Annotated in this window: 20 protein-coding genes; 8 read left to right on the top strand and 12 right to left on the bottom strand. The window is 71.9% G+C overall.

Annotated elements, in window-relative coordinates; translation table 11 throughout:
- The first annotated feature begins 109 nt into the window (after positions 1-109).
- Positions 110-907, top strand: a complete 798-nt coding sequence (gene yaaA, locus ACIBK8_RS30045) for a peroxide stress protein YaaA (RefSeq protein ID WP_399045203.1) — start codon at positions 110-112, stop codon at positions 905-907.
- A 63-nt stretch (positions 908-970) separates the two neighbouring features.
- Positions 971-1,633 carry a bifunctional 4-hydroxy-2-oxoglutarate aldolase/2-dehydro-3-deoxy-phosphogluconate aldolase gene (gene eda / locus ACIBK8_RS30040; protein WP_399045202.1) on the top strand — a complete coding sequence of 221 codons (663 nt, stop codon included), beginning with the start codon at positions 971-973 and terminating at the stop codon, positions 1,631-1,633.
- A 98-nt stretch (positions 1,634-1,731) separates the two neighbouring features.
- On the opposite strand, the gene ACIBK8_RS30035 is transcribed toward eda, so the two are convergent.
- The 4 genes from ACIBK8_RS30035 to ACIBK8_RS30020 form a co-directional block, all read right to left on the bottom strand.
- Positions 1,732-2,922: a bifunctional RNase H/acid phosphatase gene (locus ACIBK8_RS30035; protein ID WP_399045200.1), complete on the bottom strand. Its 1,191-nt coding sequence runs from the start codon at positions 2,920-2,922 to the stop codon at positions 1,732-1,734.
- Between the two features lie 3 nt (positions 2,923-2,925).
- A complete protein-coding gene (locus ACIBK8_RS30030; protein ID WP_393680333.1) occupies positions 2,926-3,669 on the bottom strand; it encodes a zinc ribbon domain-containing protein in 744 nt (247 codons plus the stop codon).
- On the bottom strand, positions 3,666-4,532 hold the full coding sequence (locus tag ACIBK8_RS30025; RefSeq protein WP_399045199.1) for a Nif3-like dinuclear metal center hexameric protein: 867 nt from the start codon (positions 4,530-4,532) through the stop codon (positions 3,666-3,668). The genes ACIBK8_RS30030 and ACIBK8_RS30025 overlap by 4 nt, the downstream gene beginning before the upstream one ends.
- 100 nt (positions 4,533-4,632) lie before the next feature.
- Positions 4,633-5,667 (bottom strand): ABC transporter substrate-binding protein, encoded by a 1,035-nt coding sequence (locus ACIBK8_RS30020; RefSeq protein ID WP_399045197.1) that lies wholly within the window; start codon positions 5,665-5,667, stop codon positions 4,633-4,635.
- A 248-nt stretch (positions 5,668-5,915) separates the two neighbouring features.
- Here ACIBK8_RS30020 and ACIBK8_RS30015 point away from each other — a divergent pair, with 248 nt between their 5' ends.
- Both ACIBK8_RS30015 and ACIBK8_RS30010 read left to right on the top strand, forming a co-directional pair.
- Entirely contained in the window at positions 5,916-7,442 is a 1,527-nt protein-coding gene (locus ACIBK8_RS30015) for a hypothetical protein (protein ID WP_399045195.1), read from the top strand.
- Positions 7,443-7,593: 151 nt separating this feature from the next.
- Positions 7,594-7,761 carry a hypothetical protein gene (locus ACIBK8_RS30010; RefSeq protein ID WP_393679802.1) on the top strand — a complete coding sequence of 56 codons (168 nt, stop codon included), beginning with the start codon at positions 7,594-7,596 and terminating at the stop codon, positions 7,759-7,761.
- A 75-nt stretch (positions 7,762-7,836) separates the two neighbouring features.
- Here the strand turns inward: ACIBK8_RS30010 and ACIBK8_RS30005 are convergent, their stop codons facing one another.
- The 3 genes from ACIBK8_RS30005 to ACIBK8_RS29995 all read right to left on the bottom strand — a co-directional run bounded on the left by ACIBK8_RS30005 (position 7,837) and on the right by ACIBK8_RS29995 (position 10,879).
- Positions 7,837-8,778, bottom strand: coding sequence for a 3-oxoacyl-ACP reductase (locus ACIBK8_RS30005; protein WP_399045193.1), 942 nt, complete (start codon positions 8,776-8,778; stop codon positions 7,837-7,839).
- 79 nt (positions 8,779-8,857) lie between these two features.
- The gene (locus tag ACIBK8_RS30000) at positions 8,858-9,934 is read right to left on the bottom strand and encodes a Zn-dependent alcohol dehydrogenase (protein ID WP_393679805.1); all 1,077 of its coding nucleotides are present in this window, start codon (positions 9,932-9,934) and stop codon (positions 8,858-8,860) included.
- Positions 9,935-9,994: 60 nt separating this feature from the next.
- The gene (locus tag ACIBK8_RS29995) at positions 9,995-10,879 is read right to left on the bottom strand and encodes a MaoC/PaaZ C-terminal domain-containing protein (protein WP_399045191.1); all 885 of its coding nucleotides are present in this window, start codon (positions 10,877-10,879) and stop codon (positions 9,995-9,997) included.
- Between the two features lie 292 nt (positions 10,880-11,171).
- Between ACIBK8_RS29995 and ACIBK8_RS29990 the strand changes: the two genes are divergently transcribed.
- The 3 genes from ACIBK8_RS29990 to ACIBK8_RS29980 are packed head-to-tail and all read left to right on the top strand — an operon-like array spanning position 11,172 to position 14,165.
- Complete coding sequence (locus ACIBK8_RS29990) at positions 11,172-12,149, top strand: ATP-binding cassette domain-containing protein (RefSeq protein ID WP_399045189.1); 978 nt, start codon at positions 11,172-11,174, stop codon at positions 12,147-12,149.
- Positions 12,149-12,877, top strand: coding sequence for an ABC transporter permease (locus tag ACIBK8_RS29985; protein ID WP_399045187.1), 729 nt, complete (start codon positions 12,149-12,151; stop codon positions 12,875-12,877). Before ACIBK8_RS29990 ends, ACIBK8_RS29985 begins: the two co-directional genes overlap by 1 nt.
- Positions 12,878-12,920: 43 nt before the next feature.
- Complete coding sequence (locus ACIBK8_RS29980) at positions 12,921-14,165, top strand: sensor histidine kinase (protein WP_399045185.1); 1,245 nt, start codon at positions 12,921-12,923, stop codon at positions 14,163-14,165.
- Positions 14,166-14,316: 151 nt separating this feature from the next.
- Here the strand turns inward: ACIBK8_RS29980 and ACIBK8_RS29975 are convergent, their stop codons facing one another.
- Together ACIBK8_RS29975 and ACIBK8_RS29970 are read right to left on the bottom strand one after the other, a co-directional pair.
- A complete protein-coding gene (locus ACIBK8_RS29975; protein ID WP_399045183.1) occupies positions 14,317-15,474 on the bottom strand; it encodes a Cmx/CmrA family chloramphenicol efflux MFS transporter in 1,158 nt (385 codons plus the stop codon).
- A gap of 554 nt (positions 15,475-16,028) precedes the next feature.
- Positions 16,029-16,613 (bottom strand): TetR/AcrR family transcriptional regulator, encoded by a 585-nt coding sequence (locus tag ACIBK8_RS29970; RefSeq protein WP_399045181.1) that lies wholly within the window; start codon positions 16,611-16,613, stop codon positions 16,029-16,031.
- Positions 16,614-16,862: 249 nt separating this feature from the next.
- On the opposite strand from ACIBK8_RS29970, the gene ACIBK8_RS29965 reads away from it, so the two are divergent.
- Positions 16,863-17,801, top strand: a complete 939-nt coding sequence (locus tag ACIBK8_RS29965) for an alpha/beta fold hydrolase (protein ID WP_399045179.1) — start codon at positions 16,863-16,865, stop codon at positions 17,799-17,801.
- A gap of 72 nt (positions 17,802-17,873) precedes the next feature.
- Here ACIBK8_RS29965 and ACIBK8_RS29960 read toward each other — a convergent pair whose 3' ends face one another.
- The 3 genes from ACIBK8_RS29960 to ACIBK8_RS29950 all read right to left on the bottom strand — a co-directional run bounded on the left by ACIBK8_RS29960 (position 17,874) and on the right by ACIBK8_RS29950 (position 19,522).
- Positions 17,874-18,218: a hypothetical protein gene (locus ACIBK8_RS29960; protein ID WP_399045177.1), complete on the bottom strand. Its 345-nt coding sequence runs from the start codon at positions 18,216-18,218 to the stop codon at positions 17,874-17,876.
- 263 nt (positions 18,219-18,481) lie between these two features.
- Positions 18,482-18,901 carry a hypothetical protein gene (locus ACIBK8_RS29955; protein WP_399045176.1) on the bottom strand — a complete coding sequence of 140 codons (420 nt, stop codon included), beginning with the start codon at positions 18,899-18,901 and terminating at the stop codon, positions 18,482-18,484.
- A 327-nt stretch (positions 18,902-19,228) separates the two neighbouring features.
- Positions 19,229-19,522 (bottom strand): hypothetical protein, encoded by a 294-nt coding sequence (locus ACIBK8_RS29950; protein WP_399045325.1) that lies wholly within the window; start codon positions 19,520-19,522, stop codon positions 19,229-19,231.
- Between the last annotated feature and the right edge of the window lie 868 nt (positions 19,523-20,390).

The following is a 20,390-nucleotide window of genomic DNA, read 5'->3' as shown; positions in this document are numbered from 1 at the left end:
GAACGGAGGCTCCGGCGGCGGTTTCCCGGCGGGTGCCGCGCCGCCCTACCCTTTTCCGGGGCCGTGCCGAACGGGCGGGCCCGGCCGTACCGCCGTGAAGGAGAACGCCGTGCTCGTGCTGTTGCCGCCGTCCGAAGGGAAGGCCGCGGGGAAGGCCGGGGCGCCGCTGGATCCGGCCTCGCTTTCGCTGCCCGGTCTGGCCGCGCCGCGCGAGGCGGTGCTGGCGGAGCTGGTCGAGCTGTGTGCCGCGGACGAGGCCAAGGCCCAGGAGGTGCTGGGGCTCAGCGACGGGCTGCGGGGCGAGATCGCGAAGAACGCGGGGCTGCGCACCGCCGGGGCGCGGCCGGCCGGGGAGATCTACACCGGGGTGCTGTACGACGCGTTGGGCCTGGCCACTTTGGACGCGGCGGCGCGGGAGCGCGCCGAGCGGTCGCTGCTGGTGTTCTCGGGGCTGTGGGGCGCGGTGCGGATCGGGGACCGGATTCCGTCGTACCGCTGCTCGATGGGGGTGAAGCTGCCGGGGCTCGGCGCGCTGGGTGCGTACTGGCGGGCGCCGATGGCCGAGGTGCTGCCGGCGGTGGCCGGTGACAGCCTCGTCCTCGATCTGCGGTCGGCGGCGTATGCGACGGCGTGGAAGCCGAAGGGCGAGGTGGCCGGGCGTACGGCGACGGTGCGGGTGCTCCAGTCGAAGATCGTGGACGGGGTCGAGAAGCGGTCGGTGGTCAGCCATTTCAACAAGGCGACGAAGGGCCGGCTGGTGCGTGATCTGCTGACGTCCGGGGCGGATCCCGAGGGGCCCGCCGAGTTGGTGGAGGCGCTGCGCGCGCTGGGTTACGCGGTGGAGGCCGAGGCTCCGGTGAAGGGCGGCAAGGCGTGGGCGGTGGATGTGATCGTCACGGAGCTGTGAGGCACACGGAGGGGGTTGCAACATACGCAACGGCCATTGCGGAGAATGAGACAAGGGCGCACTATGGGCGGCGTGACTAGCGCCGCCTCCTCCCCCGTGCCCGCCGAGACCCCCTCGGTCCTCGGGCTCGCCCCCGTCATCCCGGTCGTCGTCGTGCGGGACGCCGCCGACGCCGTTCCGCTCGCCCGCGCCCTCGTGGCCGGCGGCCTGCCCGCGATCGAGGTGACGCTGCGGACCCCCGCCGCGCTGGACGCCATCCGGGCGATCGCCGACGAGGTCCAAGGCGCCGTGGTCGGCGCCGGCACCCTGCTGACCCCCGAGCACGTCAGCGCGGCCCGCGCGGCGGGTTCGCGTTTCCTGGTGAGCCCCGGCTGGTCGCCGCGGCTGCTGGGCGCCATGCGGGACTCCGGGGCGCCGTTCCTGCCCGGCGTCTCGACGGCGTCGGAGGTGGTGACGCTGCTGGACGAGGGCGTCACCGAGATGAAGTTCTTCCCGGCCGAGGCGGCGGGCGGCACGGCCTATCTGAAGTCGCTGTCCTCGCCGCTGCCGCAGGCCAGGTTCTGCCCGACCGGTGGCATCGGCCTGGCGAGCGCGCCCGCGTACCTGGCGCTGCCCAACGTCGGCTGCGTGGGCGGTACGTGGATGCTCCCGGCCGACGCGCTGGCCGCGAAGGACTGGGGCCGGGTCACCGAACTCGCCAGGGAGGCCGCGGCGTTGGCGGTCTGACCGCGGCGCGGCAGGGATGCCGAAGGGCCCGGCGCTCCGTCCCGTACGGGTCGGAGCGCCGGGCCCTTCGTTCCAAGAGGCGGCCCGCGGTACCGCCCTCAGCGCAGGTGCGAGGTGTCGTTCAGCAGCCGCAGCGAGGCGTTGCCGTCGGTGTAATAGGCGACGGCCGACAGTGAGGCGGCGGACAGCTCCATCTTGAACAGCGACTCGGGCGGGGCACCGAGCGCCAGCCTGACCAGGGTCTTGATGGGCGTGACGTGGGTGACCACCAGCACGGTGCGGCCCGCGTACCGGGCGATCAGCTTGTCCCGGGCCACCGCCACCCGGCGGGCGACCGCCGCGAACGACTCGCCGCCGCCGGTGGGCGCCGCCTTGGCCGAGCCCAGCCACGCGTCGAGGTCGTCGGGGTGGCGCTCGCGCACCTCGGCGAAGGTCAGCCCCTCCCAGGCGCCGAAGTCCGTCTCGCGCAGCCCGTCATCGACGCGGACGTCCAGGCCGAGCCGGGCGGCGACCGTGCCGGCGGTCTGCCGGCAGCGGCGCAGCGGGGAGCTGACGACGGCCTGGATGGTGCCGCGGGCGGCCAGGGCCGTGGCGGCTGCCTCGGCCTGCCGCAGTCCTGCGGGTGACAGCTCCGGGTCGGTGCCGCCGCTGCCCGAGAACCGCTTCTGTGGGGTCAGCGCGGTCTCGCCGTGCCGCAGCAGCACGAACGTGGCGGGCGTACCGAGGTCGGGGGCGCCCCAGCCGGCCGCCGGGGCGCTCGGCCGGGTTCCGGCCGCCGCGCCGTCCGCCGCTTCGGCCGCCGCGTCCGCGGCGCGGGCGGCGCCGCTGCGGGTGGTGGCGAGGGCGGCACGGGAGTCGCCCGGCTGCCACTGCTTGCCGATCTTCCCGGCGTCCATCGCCTCGTTGGCGAGCCGGTCGGCGTGCTTGTTCTTCTCGCGCGGGATCCACTCGTACGAGACCTGGTCGGCCGGGTGGGCCGACGCGGCCTCGGCGGCGAGCGGGCGCATGTCCGGGTGCTTGATCTTCCAGCGCCCCGACATCTGCTCCACGACGAGCTTGGAGTCCATCCGCACCTGGATCAGCGCCTGCGGGTCGAGCGCGTGCGCCGCCCGCAACCCGGCGACCAGGCCCTTGTACTCGGCGACGTTGTTGGTCGCGGTGCCGATGAACTCGGCGGCCTCGGCCAGCGTCTCGCCGGTCGCCGGGTCGATGACGACGGCGCCGTACCCGGCGGGGCCCGGGTTGCCCCGTGAGCCGCCGTCCGCCTCGACGATGAACCTGTGCGGCACGGCCTACAGGCCCGATTCGGGGGTGCGCACCAGGATGCGGCTGCAGTTCTCGCAGCGTACGACCGTGTCGGCGGCTGCGGCCCGGACGTCGTTCAGCTCGGTGATGTCCAGCTCCAGGCGGCAGCCCTCGCAGCGCCGCTGGAAGAGCCGGGCGGCACCGACGCCGCCCTGCTTCGTGCGCAGCCGGTCGTAGAGCTTGAGGAGGTCGTCCGGGATGTCGGCGACGGTCAGCTCGCGCTCCTTGAGCACGGTCTCGGCCTCGGCGTCGATCTCGCCGCAGGCGGCGTCCCTGCGGGCGGTGGCGTCGTCGGCCTTGGCCTGGACGGACCCGACCCGGCCGGTCAGCTCGGTGACCCGCTCCTGGGCGGCCTCGCGGCGCTCCATGACCTCCAGGACGACGTCCTCCAGGTCGGCCTGGCGCTTGGCGAGGGAGGCGAGTTCGCGCTGGAGGTTCTCCAGGTCCTTGGGGGAGGTGACGGAGCCGGAGTCCAGGCGCTGCTGGTCGCGGGAGGCGCGCTGGCGCACCTGGTCCACGTCCTGCTCCGCCTTGGTCTGCTCGCGAGCGGTGTCGCTCTCCTCGGTCTGGGCGGCGACGAGCAGGTCGCGCTGCTGGATGAGGTCGGCCTCCAGCGCCTGGAGCTCGGCCAGCTCGGGAAGGTTCTTGCGCTTGTGCGCGAGCTGGGTGAGCCGGACGTCCAGGGCCTGGACGTCGAGAAGGCGGATCTGGTCGGCGGGCGCGGCGTTCAGCGTGGGGCTCCTGTGGTGTGCGTCGGGGTGAAGAGGGGGGCGGACGCCGCGTGGGCGGTCCAGGGGTCGGTGACCGTGCGGGAGACGTGCGTGCGCAGCCCCCAGCCGTGCCGGTCGGAGACCGCGTCGAGCTGGGCCGCTGCCTGCTCGCACCACGGCCATTCGGTGGCCCAGTGGGCGGCGTCGAGCAGCGCCAGCGGGCTCTTCTGGGTGGCTTCGGATGCCGGGTGGTGGCGCAGGTCGGCGGTGAGGAACGCGTCCACACCGGCGGCCCGTACGTCGTCGAAGAGGCTGTCGCCCGAGCCGCCGGAGACCGCGAGGGTGCGGATCGTGCGGTCCGGGTCGCCGGCCGCGCGGATGCCCTGCGCGGTGGCGGGCAGGCGTGCGGCGGCGTACGCGGTGAGTTCGGCCAGCGTCATGGGGTGTGCCAATTCGCAGATCCGGCCCAGGCCGCGGCGGCCGTGCGGGTCGGCCGGGTCCGGCACCAGCGGGCCGGTGATCCGCAGGTCCAGGGCGCCGGCCAGGGCGTCCGAGACTCCGGGATCGGCGGTGTCGGCGTTGGTGTGCGCGACGTGCAGGGCGATGTCGTGCTTGATGAGCGTGTGCACGACCTTGCCCTTGAAGGACGAGGCGGCGACCGTCGTCGTCCCGCGCAGGTAGAGCGGGTGGTGGGTGACGAGCAGGTCGGCGCCGAGCGTGACGGCCTCGTCGACGATCTCCTGGACCGGGTCGACGGCGAACAGGACGCGGCCGACCTCGGCTTCGGGGTCGCCGCAGACCGTGCCGACGGCGTCCCACTGTTCGGCCCGCTCGGGGGGCCACAGGGCGTCGAGCGCGGTGAGGACTTCAGACAGTGCGGGCACGGGGGGAAGGTTACCTCCCGCCCGTGCCCCGACGCCCCGTCGTACCCGGCCGGCGGCCCCGGCGGCCGGATCCGTGCGCCGGGCCGCCGGAGCCGACCGGCTACTTGGTGACGAGGAAGCCGCGCAGGTCGTCCAGGACGCTGTCGGCCGCGGTGACGCCGAGGCCGAGGTACCAGGTCTCGTCCTTGACGTTCTTGGCGTGACCGTCCTTGACCGCCTTGAGCTTCTTCCACAGCGGGTTGTTCTCGGCGGTGGCGCGCTTGGTGGACTTGGGGTCGCCGTAGACGCCGGTGAAGATCCAGTCCGCGTCGGCCTGGTTGATGTTCTCCGGGCTGACCTCGGTGGCGAGGTCCTGCACCTGCTGGTTCTTCGGCCGCGGCAGGCCGACGTCCTTGAGGACGGTGCCGATGAAGGACTGCTGGGCGTAGAGGCGGGTGAACTGCGGCATGTAGCGCAGCATCGTGACGGTCGGCTTCTTCGGGCCGATGTCCTCGCCGAGCTTCTTCGCCTTGGCCTCGTACGCGGCGAGCTTGCTCTTGGCCTCGGCGGTCCTGTCCAGGGCCGCGGCGTTGAGGAGGTAGTTCTCCTTCCACGTGAAGCCGGGGCGGATGGAGAAGACGGTCGGGGCGATCTTGGCGAGCTGCTGGTACTGCTTCTCGGCGCGGAGCTTGCTGCCGAGGATCAGGTCGGGCTTGAGCTTGTTGATGGCCTCCAGGTTGAGGCCGTTGATGGTGCCGACGCTCTTGGGGTGGCCCGCGTCCTTCTTGAGGTAGTCCGGGATCGCCTCGTCGCCCTCGGTGGGGGCGTAGCCGACGGGCTTGAGGCCGAGCGAGACGACGTTGTCGAGTTCGCCGACGTCGAGGACGACCACGCGCTTGGGTGCGGACTTCAGCGGGGTGCTGCCCATCGCGTGCTTGATGGTGCGCGGGAACTCGCCCGGCTTGGCGTCGGTGCCCATCTTCGCGGTTTCCTCGGCGGCCTTGCCGAAGTCCTTGCCGCCCTGCGCGACGGACTTGGAGCCCGCGCCGTTGCCGCTCTTGTCGGCGTCCCCTCCGGACGAGCCACAGGCCGTCAGCGCGAGGGCGCCGGCGGCGGCTAGTGCGGTGGCGGCGGCGCCGCGGCGGCGAAGGAACATCGCGTACTCCAGGGGAGATCGGGCTGCCGGGCGGCGTCGCGCGGGGGCGGAACCGCACCTACAGCACACACTGTGCACAACTTAGGCAGACCTAACTTTACGCACGCGTGAAACACCCAGCACAGCCGCCCCCACCAGTACCGGCGAATCGGACTATTGCCATCCTTATGCGTGAAGTGCCGCACCACACGTTGATCGACTGGAAGTGCGAAAACTACCTTCATCCCCTGACTGGAGGTGACCATCCGATGACGGTCTGTGTCATGGAGGACGTGACGGCGCTCGGAAGCCCGCACCGCGCGGCGCTGACGATCGCCGCCGACGGCTCGTACGCCGCACGGCTCGCACGTCACGACGACGCGGCAGGCAACTGGTATCCGGAGCGCTGGACGATGAGCGGCCCGGAGCCCTACGCCGTGCCGCTGCCCGGCAATCAGCCGGAGGAACCGGACAGCGAGCTGCTGCCGCTGGCCGACGGCCGGGTGCTGATCCGGCGGCGGATCGCCGAGCGGTTCGCCCTCTCCCTGCTGTACCCGACAGGACCGGGGACCGGTGAACTCCCGCTCGGCAGCATCGAGGCGCCCGAGCTGGCCCTGCTGCCGCCGGCACCCGGCGGCCGGCACGGCTACGCGCTGACCCCCGGCGATGAATCGACGTCGCTGTGGCTGGTGCACGGTGGCCGCCGCGGCCCCGAGCACCTGGCCGAGGTGCCGGGACGCTGCACGGGCGGCGTCTGGCTCGACCACCACGGCGGGCTGCTCGCCGTCGACCAGGAGCTGGACGGCCGGACGAAAACGGTCGCCATCAACCTGGAGCGCGGTGCCGAAACGACTCTGCTGCTGGCGATCACCGAGGACAGCAACGACCGGCTGCTGCTTGCCGATCCGGACAGCGGGCTGCTGATCGTGCGGTCCGACGCACCGGGCCAGGACCGGCTGGGCTGGGGGGTGCTGGGCAGCTCGCGTCCGGTGCGCTTCCCCGATTCCCTGCACGCCGCGGACCCCGCGCCGCTGCCGTTCGCCGTGCAGCCGGGGCAGATGCTCACCCCCGAGCGCTGCGCGGTGGCCTTCCGGCTCGACGCGGCGCAGGGCGGCACGCTCGGCGTCTGGCGGCCCGCGGGGAAGCGGCTGCGGCGGCTGCCCGCGCCCGAGGGGTGGCTGTCCGGCGCAGGCCGCTGGACACCCGGCGGCCAACTGCTGCTGCCGTACGTCACGGACGCGGTGCCCTGCGGAGTGGCCAGGATGGCCGTGCCGCTGGAGCCGGCCCGCGGGCGCTGGGTCCGCAGCTCAGGGCCGCTGCCGGTGGCCGCCAGGACGCGGCCCGCGGCGCCCGGCGCGCCCCTGCCCGCGGCGCCCCCGCCCGCACCCCCGCGGCCCGGTACGCCGCCCGAGCCACCGGCCGACGTGCCGCCCGGAGCCCGCGCCGCCCGCGACACCGGGAGGCTGCGGAACCTGCAGCACGTGCAACACCTGCGGAACGTGCGGAACATGCAGGGTCTGCACAGCCTGCGGGCGCCGGATGACGCATCCGGCATACACGACATGCACCCCCTGCGGACCTTCGGCGGGGTCGCCCGGTTCGACACGGAGATCACCCCTGCTCCCCCGGATCCTGACAACGACTCCACAGCATCCTCACAACCGGACAGCCCGGCGCGGGAACCGTTCGCGGCGCCCGCGCATCCCTCTTCGTGCAGGCCGGTTCCGTTGCAACAGGCGCCACTGGCGGCCGGGGAGGCCCGGTGGAGCGTGATCACCCGCCCCGTTAGAATTTGACGGGGGCCAGGGCGTGTCCGTTGGGGTGCCGCGACGCCACGGCACCCCAACGGACACGCCCTACGCAGCCGGTTGACCCGGCCACCGACGGTGACGCCGCGGCGGTCCCGACGCGTACAGCCGTAAGCGAACTGACGGAGTGACTCTTTTCATGTCCGAAGCCCGAACCGACACGACCGAGGCGCGAACCCCTGAGGGTTCCGCCCAGGCCGCCGAGGCCACCGGCTCCGGGAGGCACCGCGGCCCGGCAGCGACGGAGGAGGCCAAAGAGGCCGCCAACGGCCGCCACCGCCGCGACAAGCAGCCCCAGAACGCCTAGGGGTCACCGCAGCCCCTTCACGGCCCCCGCCGCCTTCGTCTGAAGGCCGCGGGGGCCGTCGGCTTTCCCGTGCCGTCAACCGCGTTTGAGGCCCAGCACCTCGGCGGCGCCGAAGGTCTCGTTCGGCGGGCGGTCGGCGTAGTACGGCGTCAGCAGCCCGTCCAGCTCCGCGTAGCTGAAGGCGTCCTTCGCGCTGTCGAACTTGGCGGCGATCCGGGGGCGTTCGGCGATCGCGACCATGCCGCCGTGCACCACCAGGAGCTGGCCGTTGACGCCGGCGGCGGCGGGTGAGGCCAGGTAGCCGACGAGCGGTGCGACGTGCTCGGGTGCCAGCGGGTCGAGCTGTCCTTCGCCCGGCTCGGCGAAGCCGGCGAAGACGTCCTCGGTCATCCGGGTGCGGGCGCGCGGGCAGATGGCGTTGGCGGTGACGCCGTACTTGGCGAGCGCGAGAGCCGTGGAGGTGGTCAGGCCGACGATGCCGCCCTTGGCCGCCGCGTAGTTGGGCTGGCCCGCCGCGCCTGCCAGGAACGCCTCGGACGAGGTGTTGACGATCCGGCCGTGGACCGGCCCGCCGGCCGCCTTGGAGCGGGCGCGCCAGTGGGCGGCGGCGAAGTGGGTGGTGTTGAAGTGGCCCTTGAGGTGGACGCGGATGACCGAGTCCCACTCGTCCTCGGTCATCGAGAAGATCATCCGGTCGCGCAGGATGCCCGCGTTGTTGACCAGGATGTCGAGTTTTCCGTAGCTGCTGACGGCCAACTCGACCAGTTCGCGGGCCTGTTCGTGGTCGGCCACGTCGCCGGTGTGGGCGACGGCCCGGCCGCCGGCCGCGGTGATCTCGGCCGCGACCCGCTGGGCGGGGGCGGCGGACGCGTCGCCCGAGCCGTCGCGGCCCGGCGCGCCGAAGTCGTTGACGACGACGGCCGCGCCGAGGCGGGCCAGCTCCAGGGCCTCGGCGCGGCCCAGGCCGCGGCCGGCGCCGGTGACGACGGCGGTCAGGCCGTCCAGGGGCAGTGCCATGCCAGTCAATGCCGTTCCTTTCGGAGTGCGGTACGGGCTGCCGGCCGGCGGTGCGGAGGCCGGGCCCCGGTGCCGGGTGTCAGATCTCGATGCAGGTGCGCAGGGAAGTACCGGTGCGCATCTGGTCGAGGGCGTCGTTGATGTCGGCGAGCGGGACGCGGTGGGTGATGAGCCCTTCGAGGTCGATCCGGCCGGCCCGCCACAGGGCGATGGCCCGCTCGTAGGACCGCAGGACGTCGCCGCCGCCGTAGAGCGACGGCAGGATCCGCTTCTCGTCGAAGAACAGCTCGAACATGTTGACCTGGAAGGTGTCGTCCATCGCGCCCGCGCCGACCACGCACAGGGTGCCGCCGCGCCGGGTCGTCTCGTACGCGGTGCGGGCGGTGGCGGACTTGCCGACCACCTCGAAGACGTAGTCGAAGCCCTCACCCGAGGTGATCTTGGCTTTGGCGTCGGCGAGTCCGTCGGGTTCGACGGCGTCGGTGGCGCCGAACCGCAGGGCGGCCTCGCGGCGGGCGGCCACCGGGTCGACGGCGACGATCCGGGCGGCGCCGCAGGCCCGCGCGCCCTGGATGACGGAGATGCCGACGCCGCCGCAGCCGATGACGGCGACCGACGAACCCGCCTCCACCTTCGCGGTGTTGACCGCGGCGCCGATGCCGGTGGTGACGCCGCAGCCGATGAGGGCGGCGATCTCGTACGGCACGTCGTCCGGGATGGGCACCGCGCAGTCGGCGGCGACCACGACCTCTTCGGCGAAGGTGCCGGTCCCGGCGAAACCGAAGACGTCCCCTTCGGCGCGCCGGAAGTTGGGTGTCCCGGCGTTCATGAAGCCGGCCAGGCACAGGTGGGTCTGGCCGCGCTTGCAGGAGGGACAGCTGCCGCAGGCGGGCAGCCAGCACATCAGGACGCGGTCGCCCTGCGCCAGTCCTGTGACGCCGTCGCCGACGTCGATGATCTCGCCCGCGCCCTCGTGCCCGGGGACGAACGGCGCCGGCTGCGGCAGCACCCCGTTCATCGCGGACAGGTCGGAGTGGCAAAGACCGGTCGCCCGGACCCGCATCCTGACCTTGCCGGGGCCGAACCCCACCGCTTCGACGTCGTCGAGGACTTCGAGCGTGTCCTGTCCTGTCTCGTGCTGTACGGCTGCGCGCACGGTGCGGCTCCTTACGTAGGTAGGACGTGCGGGGGCGGGCCCCGGGAGGAGCCCGGTGGGTCAGCTGTGCTCGATGACGGTGTCGGCGAGCACCGGGGCGTCGTCGCGGTCAGCTGCGGTGACCGCGACCTGGATGCGGCCGGGTTCCGGTGCCTCGCGCCAGATGCGCAGGCGCAGCGTCTCGCCGGGGAAGACGACCCCTGCGAACCGGGTGGTGTAGGCGCGTACCCGGGAGACGTCGCCGCCGAGCACGGTGTCGACGACGGCCTTGAGGGTGACTCCGTAGCTGCACAGGCCGTGCAGGATCGGCCGGTCGAAGCCGGCGAGCTTGGCGAACCCGGGGTCGGCGTGCAGCGGGTTCCAGTCGCCGGAGAGGCGGTAGAGCAGTGCCTGGTCCTCGCGGATGTGCCGTTCGGTGGTCAGGTCGGGGGCGCGGTCGGGCAGGTCGATGCGGGTGGAGGGGCCGCGGTCGCCGCCGAAGCCGCCCTCGCCGCGGACGAAGATCTGGGTGTCGCAGGTCCACAACGGCCCGTCGTCGTCGGCGACTTCGGAGCGCAGCACGATGACGGCGGCCTTGGTCTTGTCGTGGACGGCGGGGACGGTGGAGGTCTGGGTGGCGCGACCGCGTACCGGGAGGGGCCGGTGCACGGTGACGGTCTGGCCGCCGTGCAGGACGGCCGCGAGGTCGACGTCGATGCCGGGGGCGGACAGACCGCCGGCCACCGCCATGCCTCCGCCGGCGACGGTGGCGAAGCTGGGCAGGACGTGCAGCGCGCTCTCCAGGGTGTAGCGCAGCTCGTCGGGGTCGGTGGCGGGGTGCGCCTTCTCCGGGGTGGCGGCGCCGGCGCCGATGCCGAGGTGGTAGAGCTGGACGTCCTTGTGGTCCCAGGCGAGTTCGCAGGTCCGCGGCTCGGCGGAGGTGGCCTTGGCGGCGTCGATGGGCATGGGGCTGTTGCTCCTTCACCACGCTGTGAAGACCCCGGCCCGCCGTCCGCACCGTCGGCGGGGCCGGGGTCGTACCGGTTTCGGCCGGGCCGCTTCCGGGGTGCGCCGGACGCACTTCTAGAACGCGTTCTAGCCGATGGCACTCATGTATAGCCGATCGGCCCGACACCCGGAAGACCCCTGACGTGTCGTCAGATGCGGCGCCGGGGGGCCGCCCTGTGACATTTGTCAGGGGACATCACCCACATCCGGCACTGTCCCTTTCCCGGACACGCTCCGTAATCTCCCTGACATGACGAGCACAGGCAGGACGGTCACGCGGCAGCTGCCCGGACCACAGGGGGCGGCGGACGGCGCCGATGCCGCGGTGGAGTTCTCCGGTGTCACCCGGAACCACGGCGCGGTACGGGCGGTGGCCGGCATCGACCTGCGCATCGCGGCAGGTGAGACGGTGGCGCTGCTCGGCCGCAACGGCGCGGGCAAGTCCACCACGATCAACCTGCTGCTCGGCCTGCTGCCGCCGGACACCGGCACCGTCCGGCTGTTCGGCGCCGCCCCGGAGGCCGCGGTACGCGCGGGCAGGGTCGGGGCGATGCTCCAGGACGGCAAGCCGATACCCCGGGTCACCGTCCGCGAGCTGCTCACCTTCGTCGCGTCGGCGTACCCCGCGCCGATGGACGTCGACGAGGCCCTGGAACTGGCCGGACTCGGCGGGTTCGGCGGCCGTCGCATCGACCGGCTCTCCGGCGGCCAGGCCCAGCGGGTCCGCTTCGCGGTGGCGCTGGCGGGCAACCCCGCGCTGCTGGTGCTCGACGAGCCGACCGCCGCGCTGGACGTCGAGGCCCGCCGGGCGTTCTGGCGCTCCATGCGGGCGTACGCGCGGCGCGGCCACACCCTGCTGTTCTCCACCCACTACCTGGAGGAGGCGGACGCGCACGCCGACCGGATCGTGGTGCTCGACCGCGGCCGGGTGGTCGCCGACGGCAGCGGCGACGCCATCAAGCGGCGGGGCGGCGGCGCCCTGGTCGCCTTCGACCTCGCGGGCGCGCCGACCGGCCCGCTGTCCCGCCTGCCAGGCGTCGGCTCCGTCGAGATCCGCGGCGACCGTGCGCGGCTGCGCAGCACCGACCCCGACGCGACGGTCGTCGCACTCGCCGGGCTCGGCCTCGTACGCCGCCTGGAGGTCGCGCCCGCGTCCCTGGAGGACGCCTTCCTCACGCTCACCTCCGCCACCTCAGCCCCTGAGCCCGGCACGAAGGAGGCCGTGTGATGTTCGGCTACGTCCGCCTGGAAGTCCGCCGCACGCTGCGCGACAAGGGCTTCCTCGTCTTCGGCATCGGCATGCCGGTCCTGATGTACCTGCTGTTCACCCGCCTCGGTACCGGTACGGGCGGCGCCTCGATGGAGTGGAAGGTCTCCGCGATGGTCGGGATGGCCGCGTACGGCGGCCTCGGCGCGGCCATCGGCACCGGCACCGGCGTCGCGGAGGACAAGAGCCTGGGCTGGCTGCGGCAGCTGCGGGTCACTCCGCTCGGCCCGGTGCGGGTGGTGGTGGGCCGCGGGCTGACCGGCTCGGTGACCGTGCTGCCCGCCGTCGGCGCGGTCCTGCTGGCGGGCGCGCTGGTCAACGGCGTACGGCTGCCGCTGTGGCAGTGGGCCGCGCTGCTCGCGCTGCTGTGGGCCGGCACCGCGCCCTTCACCCTGCTCGGGCTCGGCAACGGCTACCGGCTGTCCTCCCAGGCCACCGGTCTGGTCAACACCGGGTGCCTGATGCTGCTCGCCATCGTCGGCGGCCTGTGGTTCCCGGCCGACGCGTTCCCCGGCCCGCTGCGCTCGCTGTCCGTCTGGACACCCGCCAACCGCTTCGCGGACCTCGGCCGGAGCGTCACGGCGGGCACCGCGCCGAGCCTGACGACGGTGGCGGTCATGCTGGCGTGGCTCGCGCTCTTCGGCGGCTACGCGGTCCACGCCTACCGCAGATCGGCGCGGGTGATATGACCGTTCCGGAGCCGCCACCCGCGGCACGGACCCGACCTGGGGAATGACAGTGCGGAACACGAAACGACGGCGCACGGCCGGCGGCCGGTCCGGCGGCGGCGAATGGTCCTGCCGCTCCTGGTCGCCGGACCCGGTCGGCGCCACGGCGGCAGAGGGCGCCGTCCGGTCCAAGGGGCCCGGCAGATACACCTTCCTGCCCTGGCTGCTGATGGGTCTTGGCGCCTTCTCCAACATCATCCAGGGCAGGTCGGGCAACCCCTGGCTGGCCGGCGCCGGGCTGCTCGCCTTCAACTCCCTCTACATCAGCGTCGTCTTCTTCTCCTTCAACCCGCGGCTGCGCGACTCCCGTTACCCGCTCTACGCGCTCGGCGCGCTGACCGCGGTCACCTACGCCATCGCCCTCGGCTTCGGCGGCAACTGGTTCCTGTTCTTCCCGCTGCTGTCCCTGGCGTCCGGCACCGTACGGAAGCTGCGCGGCAGGAAACTGGCCCTGTGGTTGATCGCGCTCAGCGGCTCGGCCGGATACCTGGCCGGCCGGCACGGCGGCGATCCCGGCGACTCCTTCGGCATCGGCTACGGCACCTTCCTGTCCGGCCTGGTGACGGCGACGGTACTCAGCCTCTTCGACACCATCCGCGAACTGGACGCCACCCGCCAGGAACTGGCCCACAGCGCCGTGGAGAAGGAGCGGCTGCGGTTCTCCCGCGACCTGCACGACCTGCTGGGCCACACCCTGTCCGTGGTGGTGGTCAAGGCGGAGGCGGTCCGCAGGCTGGCGCCGCGCGACCTGGACGCCGCGCTCGCCCAGGTCACCGACATCGAGGCGGTGGGCCGGCAGGCACTGACCGAGATCCGCGAGGCGGTCAGCGGCTACCGCGAGGGCAGCCTGACCACCGAACTCGACCGCGCCCGCTCGATGCTGGAGGCCGCCGGCATCGACCCCGTCGTACGGCAGTCGGGCCCGCCGCTGCCCCCGCAGACCGGTGCGCTCCTCGGCTGGGTGGTACGCGAAGGCGTCACCAACACCGTGCGGCACAGCGGCGCCACCCGCTGCGATATCGAGGTGCGGGGCGACGCGGACCGGGCGCGCCTGACCGTCACCGACGACGGGCGCGGCCCGGCAAAGGCGCCAGGCCCGTCCGGCGGCAGCGGCCTGAAGGGCCTCGCCGAGCGCCTGGCCGCGGCCGGCGGCACCCTGGAAGCCGGCCCTGACGGCCGCCGCGGCTTCCGCCTGACCGCCGAACTGCCGGTGGAGGAGGGCGGGATGGGCGAGACGGCGGAGGCGTGAGCGGGCGTGGTCGACGCTCCGGGCGACGGCGGGGGCGTGCGGGGGCGTCCGGGGGCGCGCCCAGCACCCACGGGGTTCAGCCCACCATGGCCACCCGGTGCCCCCTACGGGGTTCAGCCCACCACGGCCACCCGGTGCCCCCCTACGGGGTTCAGCCCACCATGGCCACCCGGCGCCGTACGCCGCCCGCCACCGCCGCGGCGAGCAGCGCGAGCGCCACCAGTGCGGCGCTCGCCCACAGCGGGGAGCGGTAGCCGAGGCCCGCGCCGATGGCCAGGCCGCCGCACCAAGGGCCCAGCGCGCCACCGACGTTGAAGGCGGCGGTGGCGAAGCCGCCGGCCAGGGTCGGCGCCCCGGCCGCCGCGTAGAGGGCCTGCGAGATCAGGGTGGAGCCGACGCCGAACGAGAGGGCACCCTGGACGAAGACCAGGACCGGCGCGACCACCGGGCTGCCGGCCGTCAGCGCGAGGAGCAGCCAGCCGACGAGCAGCGCCGCGCCGCCCGCCACCAGGAAGGGCACCGGACGCACATCGGCGAACCGCCCGCTCACCCGGACCCCGACGAAGGACCCCGCGCCGAACAGCGCCAGCATCACCGGCACCCCGCCCGCGCCGTATCCGGTGACGGTGGTGACCAGCGGCGCGAGGTAGGTGAAGGAGCAGAACGTCGCGCCGTTCACCAGGGCGCCGAGCAGCAGGGTCACCCGCAGCCGCGGGGCACCGAGCGCCCGCAGTTCACCGCGCAGCGCCGGAGCGGCGGCGTCCGGGTCACCGGCAGGCACCGACCGCAGGGCGATCAGGGCCGGCACGGAGAGGGCGGCCACCGCCCAGAACGCCGCCCGCCAGCCCCAGTGCTGGCCGAGCAGGGCACCGGCCGGCACCCCGGCGACGCAGGCCAGGGTGACACCGCCGAGCAGGGCGGAGGTGGCCCGGCCCTTGGCGTCGGCCGCCACCATCGCGGTCGCCGCCACCAGCGCCACGGCCAGGAACCCGGCGTTGGCCAGCGCGGCGACGATCCGGGTGGCGAGCAGCACCGGGTAGCTGGTGGTGACGGCGGCGACGACGTGCGCGAGCAGGAACGTGACGAGGAAGGCGAACAGCGCGCGACGCCGGGGCCAGCGGCGGCCGACGGCCGCCATCAACGGCGCGCCGATGATCATTCCCACCGCGAACGCGGCGGTCAGCGAGCCCGCCGCCGGCACGGAAACCCGGAGGTCATGGGCGATGTCCGGCACCAGCCCGGACAGCATGAACTCCGACGTCCCCATGGCGAAGACGGCAAGGGACAACACATGGATGACAAAGGGCATGACAGAGAACTCCGCAACCACAGCGTGGACCGACCGGAAGGGATCGACTGGCAGCGGTGGTCACGGCGCCAGGCAGCGCCCCGCCGGAACCCGGCACCCGGACCGCAACCGGCCGGGCACATCGGGCAGTTCCTCACCGTGAGCGGCAAGACACGCAACCACCGCGGGAGGGACCGGCGGTGCCGGAAAGGCACATCGACACCGGCACGGACCACAACTCCCGTACTACGGCGCTCCGGTGGCGGAGGCGGGGAACACAGCCCGGCACCCGCGCAGGGCAGAACGCTGCGGCTGAGGCGGGCAGGGGCCACCGGATGCGGTGGCTAGCGTCTTGACGCCTCGGGACTGGACATGGCCGCAGCGTACGAGGGCCCGGAGGGCGGCGTCCAACCCTTTTCTCGGTCGAGGTGCGGGACGAGACCGCCACCGCACCATGCCGCGACGCTCCGTACGGGCCTGCTCCGGCCCCGCACGGAGCGACCGGCGCGCACGCCTCGCACTCATGAAATGGCGGTGCGTACCAGGCTGTGAGTCCGACGGCCGTATCGGATGCGTCACGCGCGCAGCGCCTGCGACAGCGCGTCCACGGTCACACTCACGACAGCCAGGAGCTGCGCCGGGCTCGCCCCGGCTCTGCTCATGACGGCGAGCGACTGGTTCACAGCCGCCACGTGTACGGCGAAGGTCTCGGCGTCCTGGTCGGTCAGCCGGCCGGCCTTCAGCGCGGTGCGCAGACGCAGGCACTGGAAGCCGAGCGCCTGCTTGGCGTGCGCTGCGACGCTCGGACTCAGCACCGGAATTGCCATGGCTGACTGGGCAATCAGGCATCCATCAGGCAGTTCGGGATCGGCGATGCGCTCAAGGGTGACGTCGAAGAACGCACGAACAGCGGCAACGGGGTCCGAGGCTGCACACGACAGGGCGGCGTCGTACTTCTCGCCATAGCGCGCGGCGTAGAGATCCAGGCAGCGCAGGAAGAGCGTGTCCTTGCCGCCGAGGGAGGAGTAGATGGAACTGCGGTTCAGGCCGGTTGCCCGAGACAAATCGTCCAATGAGGTGTCGGCGTAGCCGTCGCGCCAGAACTGGATCATCGCGGCGTCGAGCGCCGTGTCCACGTCGAACTGCTTCTTGCCTGCCACGCGGCACTTCCTTACCGAGGCGTCGATGGTTCGGACTGTGTTGCGCACCATTCTATCTTGAACTGATCAGTTCAAGATGTGTAGCCTTCAAGCGCGGTCATGGCCAGGCGTACCGCGCACTTCGCGACCGCGCGAGAAACACACCACGTGGCCCCAGCCCCCGCCGTCAGCCACACCGCCCCAACCGCACACCGCACACCTGCCACCTGCCACCTGCCACCTGCCACCTGCCACCGATGGAGGATCCCCGTGACCGGCCCAGCAACCAGCACTCCGCATGTCTCCGAAAGCAACCCCATCCGTGACCTGCCCCTGCAGCATCTGGCCGGATTCACTCACCGCTGGGTCGACGCGGACGGCGTCCGCCTTCATGCCGTCGAAGGCGGACGGCCGAACGGCCCGGCCATCGTCCTGCTCGCCGGATTCCCGCAAACCTGGTGGGCCTGGCGAAAGGTGATGCCCGGCCTCACCCACCGGTTCCACGTCATCGCGATCGACCTGCCGGGGCAGGGCCACTCCGAGCGTCCGGAGCGCAGCTACGACACGCACGCGGTCGCCGCGCACGTCCACGCCGCCGTGAAGGCTCTCGGAGTGTCGACGTACTCCCTGGTCGCCCACGACATCGGCGCCTGGGTCGCTTTCTCCCTCGCCCTCAACTTCGAGAGCCACCTGCGCGGGGTCGCTCTGCTCGACGCCGGAATTCCCGGTATCACTCTCCCGGAGGCGATTCCCACCGACCCGGATCGCGCGTGGAAAACCTGGCATTTCGCGTTCCACATGGTGCCCGACCTGCCCGAGACGCTGCTCGCCGGCCGCGAACGCGAGTACGTCGGCTGGTTCCTGAAGGTGAAGGCCCTGTCTCCCGACACGTTCGACGACGCCGAGCTCGACCACTACGCAGCCGCCGTCGCCGTCGACGGCGGCCTGCGCGCTTCCCTCGCGTATTACCGAGACGCCGCGGAGTCAGCGCGCAAGAACCGCGAGGCGCTCAAGCGGCGGCACCTGACCGTGCCCATCCTCGGAATCTCCAGCAGCCACGGCTCCGTTCCGGACATGGCCGCCTCCATCAGCCCGTGGGCCGACAACACCACCCGAATCGTCGTGCCCGACGCTGGACACTTCATCCCCGACGAGCAGCCCGAAGCTATCGCTGCCGCGATAACAGACTTCATCACCGACGGCGACTGACACCCGTCGTTACCCACCCGACGCGCCACCCAAGGCCGCGCGAAACTCGGACCACGAAGTCTGACTGCCGTACTAGGCGGCAACGCCCGCGGTACAGACCGCGAAAGCCCTCAGGTCTTCAGCGGCATTTCCGAAATTCTTGCCGCGGATGATCCATGACCTGCCGGAAGCATAGGAGAAGTCGAAGTTGAGATTTCCCGTGGTGCCGGTACCACCGCCGCCCCCGGTGGGAACCTGTCCCGCGGGGCACTCGACCGTCACTCCCCCTTCCTGTCCGGGCTGGAGTGTCACGTTGGGGCCGAATACCTGGCGGTAGACGGTCTGCTGGATCTTCTTCCCCGGCGCATTGGGCTCGTCGGGCCCGTTCTGAGCAAAGGCGTAACCCGTACCGGCGGTGAGCGCCACGATGACCGGCACCCACAAGAACCTGGCTCGCTTCATTTCCACCTCACGCTTGCCGCGACAGTGACGAGAGACAAGCTTCCCCGCCCGCCGTCAGCAATCCTCCCGGTCACCCGATCGGGAAGGGAGAATCGATCCTCCGGTCATCTCCAGGCAGCACCAGGTATTAGACAAAGGGCTGTTACGCCCCGACCGGGATTGACGGGACCACGCCGCCCCCACGGCCCCGCCATCCCGCCGCGCCCGACGGACGCGGCGGGCCCACTGCGTACCGCGTATCAGCGAACGGTGACCGTCTTGACGGGCGAGGTCCGCTCCACGACCGGGTGCTTGGCCTGCAGGGTGTCGGACCCGTACAGCACGGCACGGAACTGAAGGGCGCCGCGGTGGGCCGCCTTCACCGACGCGTTGGCCTTCGCGTCGCCCCAGGAGCCGCTCACCTTGCCGCAGGTGACGGTGTGCCACGCGCCGTGGCTGCCGGTGCGCTGCTGGATGCAGGTACGCAGGTACTGCGCCGCGTCATCGTCGCCGCCGGCCGTCACCTTGACGGTGTGGCCGACGGCCACGGTGCGCGGCGTGACGGTGAGGTCGATGTCCCCCTTGGCGAACGCGGGAGCCGCGGCCAGAGCGACCACGGTCGCTCCCATCGCGCCGATGGTGGCCATGCGCAGGGAACGCCTCTTCGTGTCGAGCATCATGTTCCATCCCTCTCAGGGATCTCCAACTGCCGCGCCGACTACCGGAATTGCCCGGTGATCAGCGCTCTGTCGACCGATGAGACGGTACGTCCCGGGAGGGCGTTGCCTTCCGTTTCGTCAGGGGATCGCAAAGGCGGCGAGGGGACGGGGGTCGGGGCGGGCCGGTCGTCGGCAACATGCTTTGCGACCAGCAGGCCCGCCGCTGGCGCAGTGACAGCAACAGGGGCAGGCCCGCTGGCTTTATCCCGGCATGCCAGCCGCGAGGAACAAAGTCGAGCGGCTGGCCGATCGGCGGAATCTATCGCACCGGGATACGCATTTAGCGTGTCAGACCGTGTAAGCGGTCCACCCGACAGTCTCCAGGCCGTGCAGGCCATTTGACTTGGTGCCTGCTCCGAAGAGTTCGTTAAAGCGAATAAGGAATCCGGTCTCGCTCACCTCGTGCAGCCGGATACCCGGGGTGTCAGGTGCATCGAAGGTCTGCGTGGTGGCGTGCACGATGACATCCGAGCCGGCCGGGAACGGAGTGGGAAATTCGACCCGTGTGAAGGTGCTGGCGTCGCCACCCGTGGTCGCTACGGGGTGCTGCGAGCGCAGTTGCAGATTGCCGGTTTGAATCATGCTCACTTTGCAACTCCCTTATCTCACTGTGTCGCATTCGAGTGCCCGCAGTGCGTCAATTCACGACCTCCGGGCGTCCGCAGGAATCCTGTCCAGCAGCTTGCCCGTTGCTACATGCTCAGGAGCAGATGGCTTGGAAGGTGTAACTGCATCGAATGCTTTTCACAGCGTGATGATCAGGCATACGCTTGTTCTAACTGCTGGCTCCACCCACCGAATGCGGCGCTGCGAGCAGCACAGCGGGGCAACCGCCTGAGCAACGCGACTACAGCAGTCAACTGCTGCTTGGCGTGTTTGGCGCCAAGCAGCCGCAACGCGTCAGCCAACGGCTACCACTTTCAGGCTCGCGCCACGCGCCACCGCATCCGATCAGGGTCGCTCAGTCGTACCAATCATCATTGCGTGTTCGAGGCCGCCCAATTTCCAAATTCCGAGATCAATCAGGTTCCAATAGGCAGGTCAGTAAAGCGCGTTGATCATGCGCTGCATCGACTGCACCGAGCCTGCGACGCACCGCGGACGCTGCACTTCCCCTCACACGACGTACGAGGGACGGGAGCGCGTCCGCACCCGACGTGCGCGGGGCAGGCAACGAGCCAGCCTGCACGCTGCTGCTCGACTCCGGCGACGCGTGGACGAGCGGGGGCGCGGATGGTGTGACTGGCGCCTGAACGCGTTCGCCACGTGAGCTGTTGGACGTAGCGGCCGTTGTCGCTCGGCGGCGAGGGCGTGGACGGGAACGTTCAGGTGCTGTGCCGGGGGTGCCACGGGATTAAGAAGTCATCTCATTTGGCGAGTCTGCGGTAGCAGATGAGGGTGCAGGCGATGCTGGTGAAGGCGAGGAAGTGGTCAGCCTTGCGCTCGTAGC

The organism is Streptomyces sp. NPDC050161 (assembly GCF_044460025.1).
In the GTDB taxonomy this organism is placed as follows: domain Bacteria; phylum Actinomycetota; class Actinomycetes; order Streptomycetales; family Streptomycetaceae; genus Streptomyces.
Note: the sequence above shows the minus strand (reverse complement) of the source record. Positions and strands in the feature narration are given on the sequence as shown.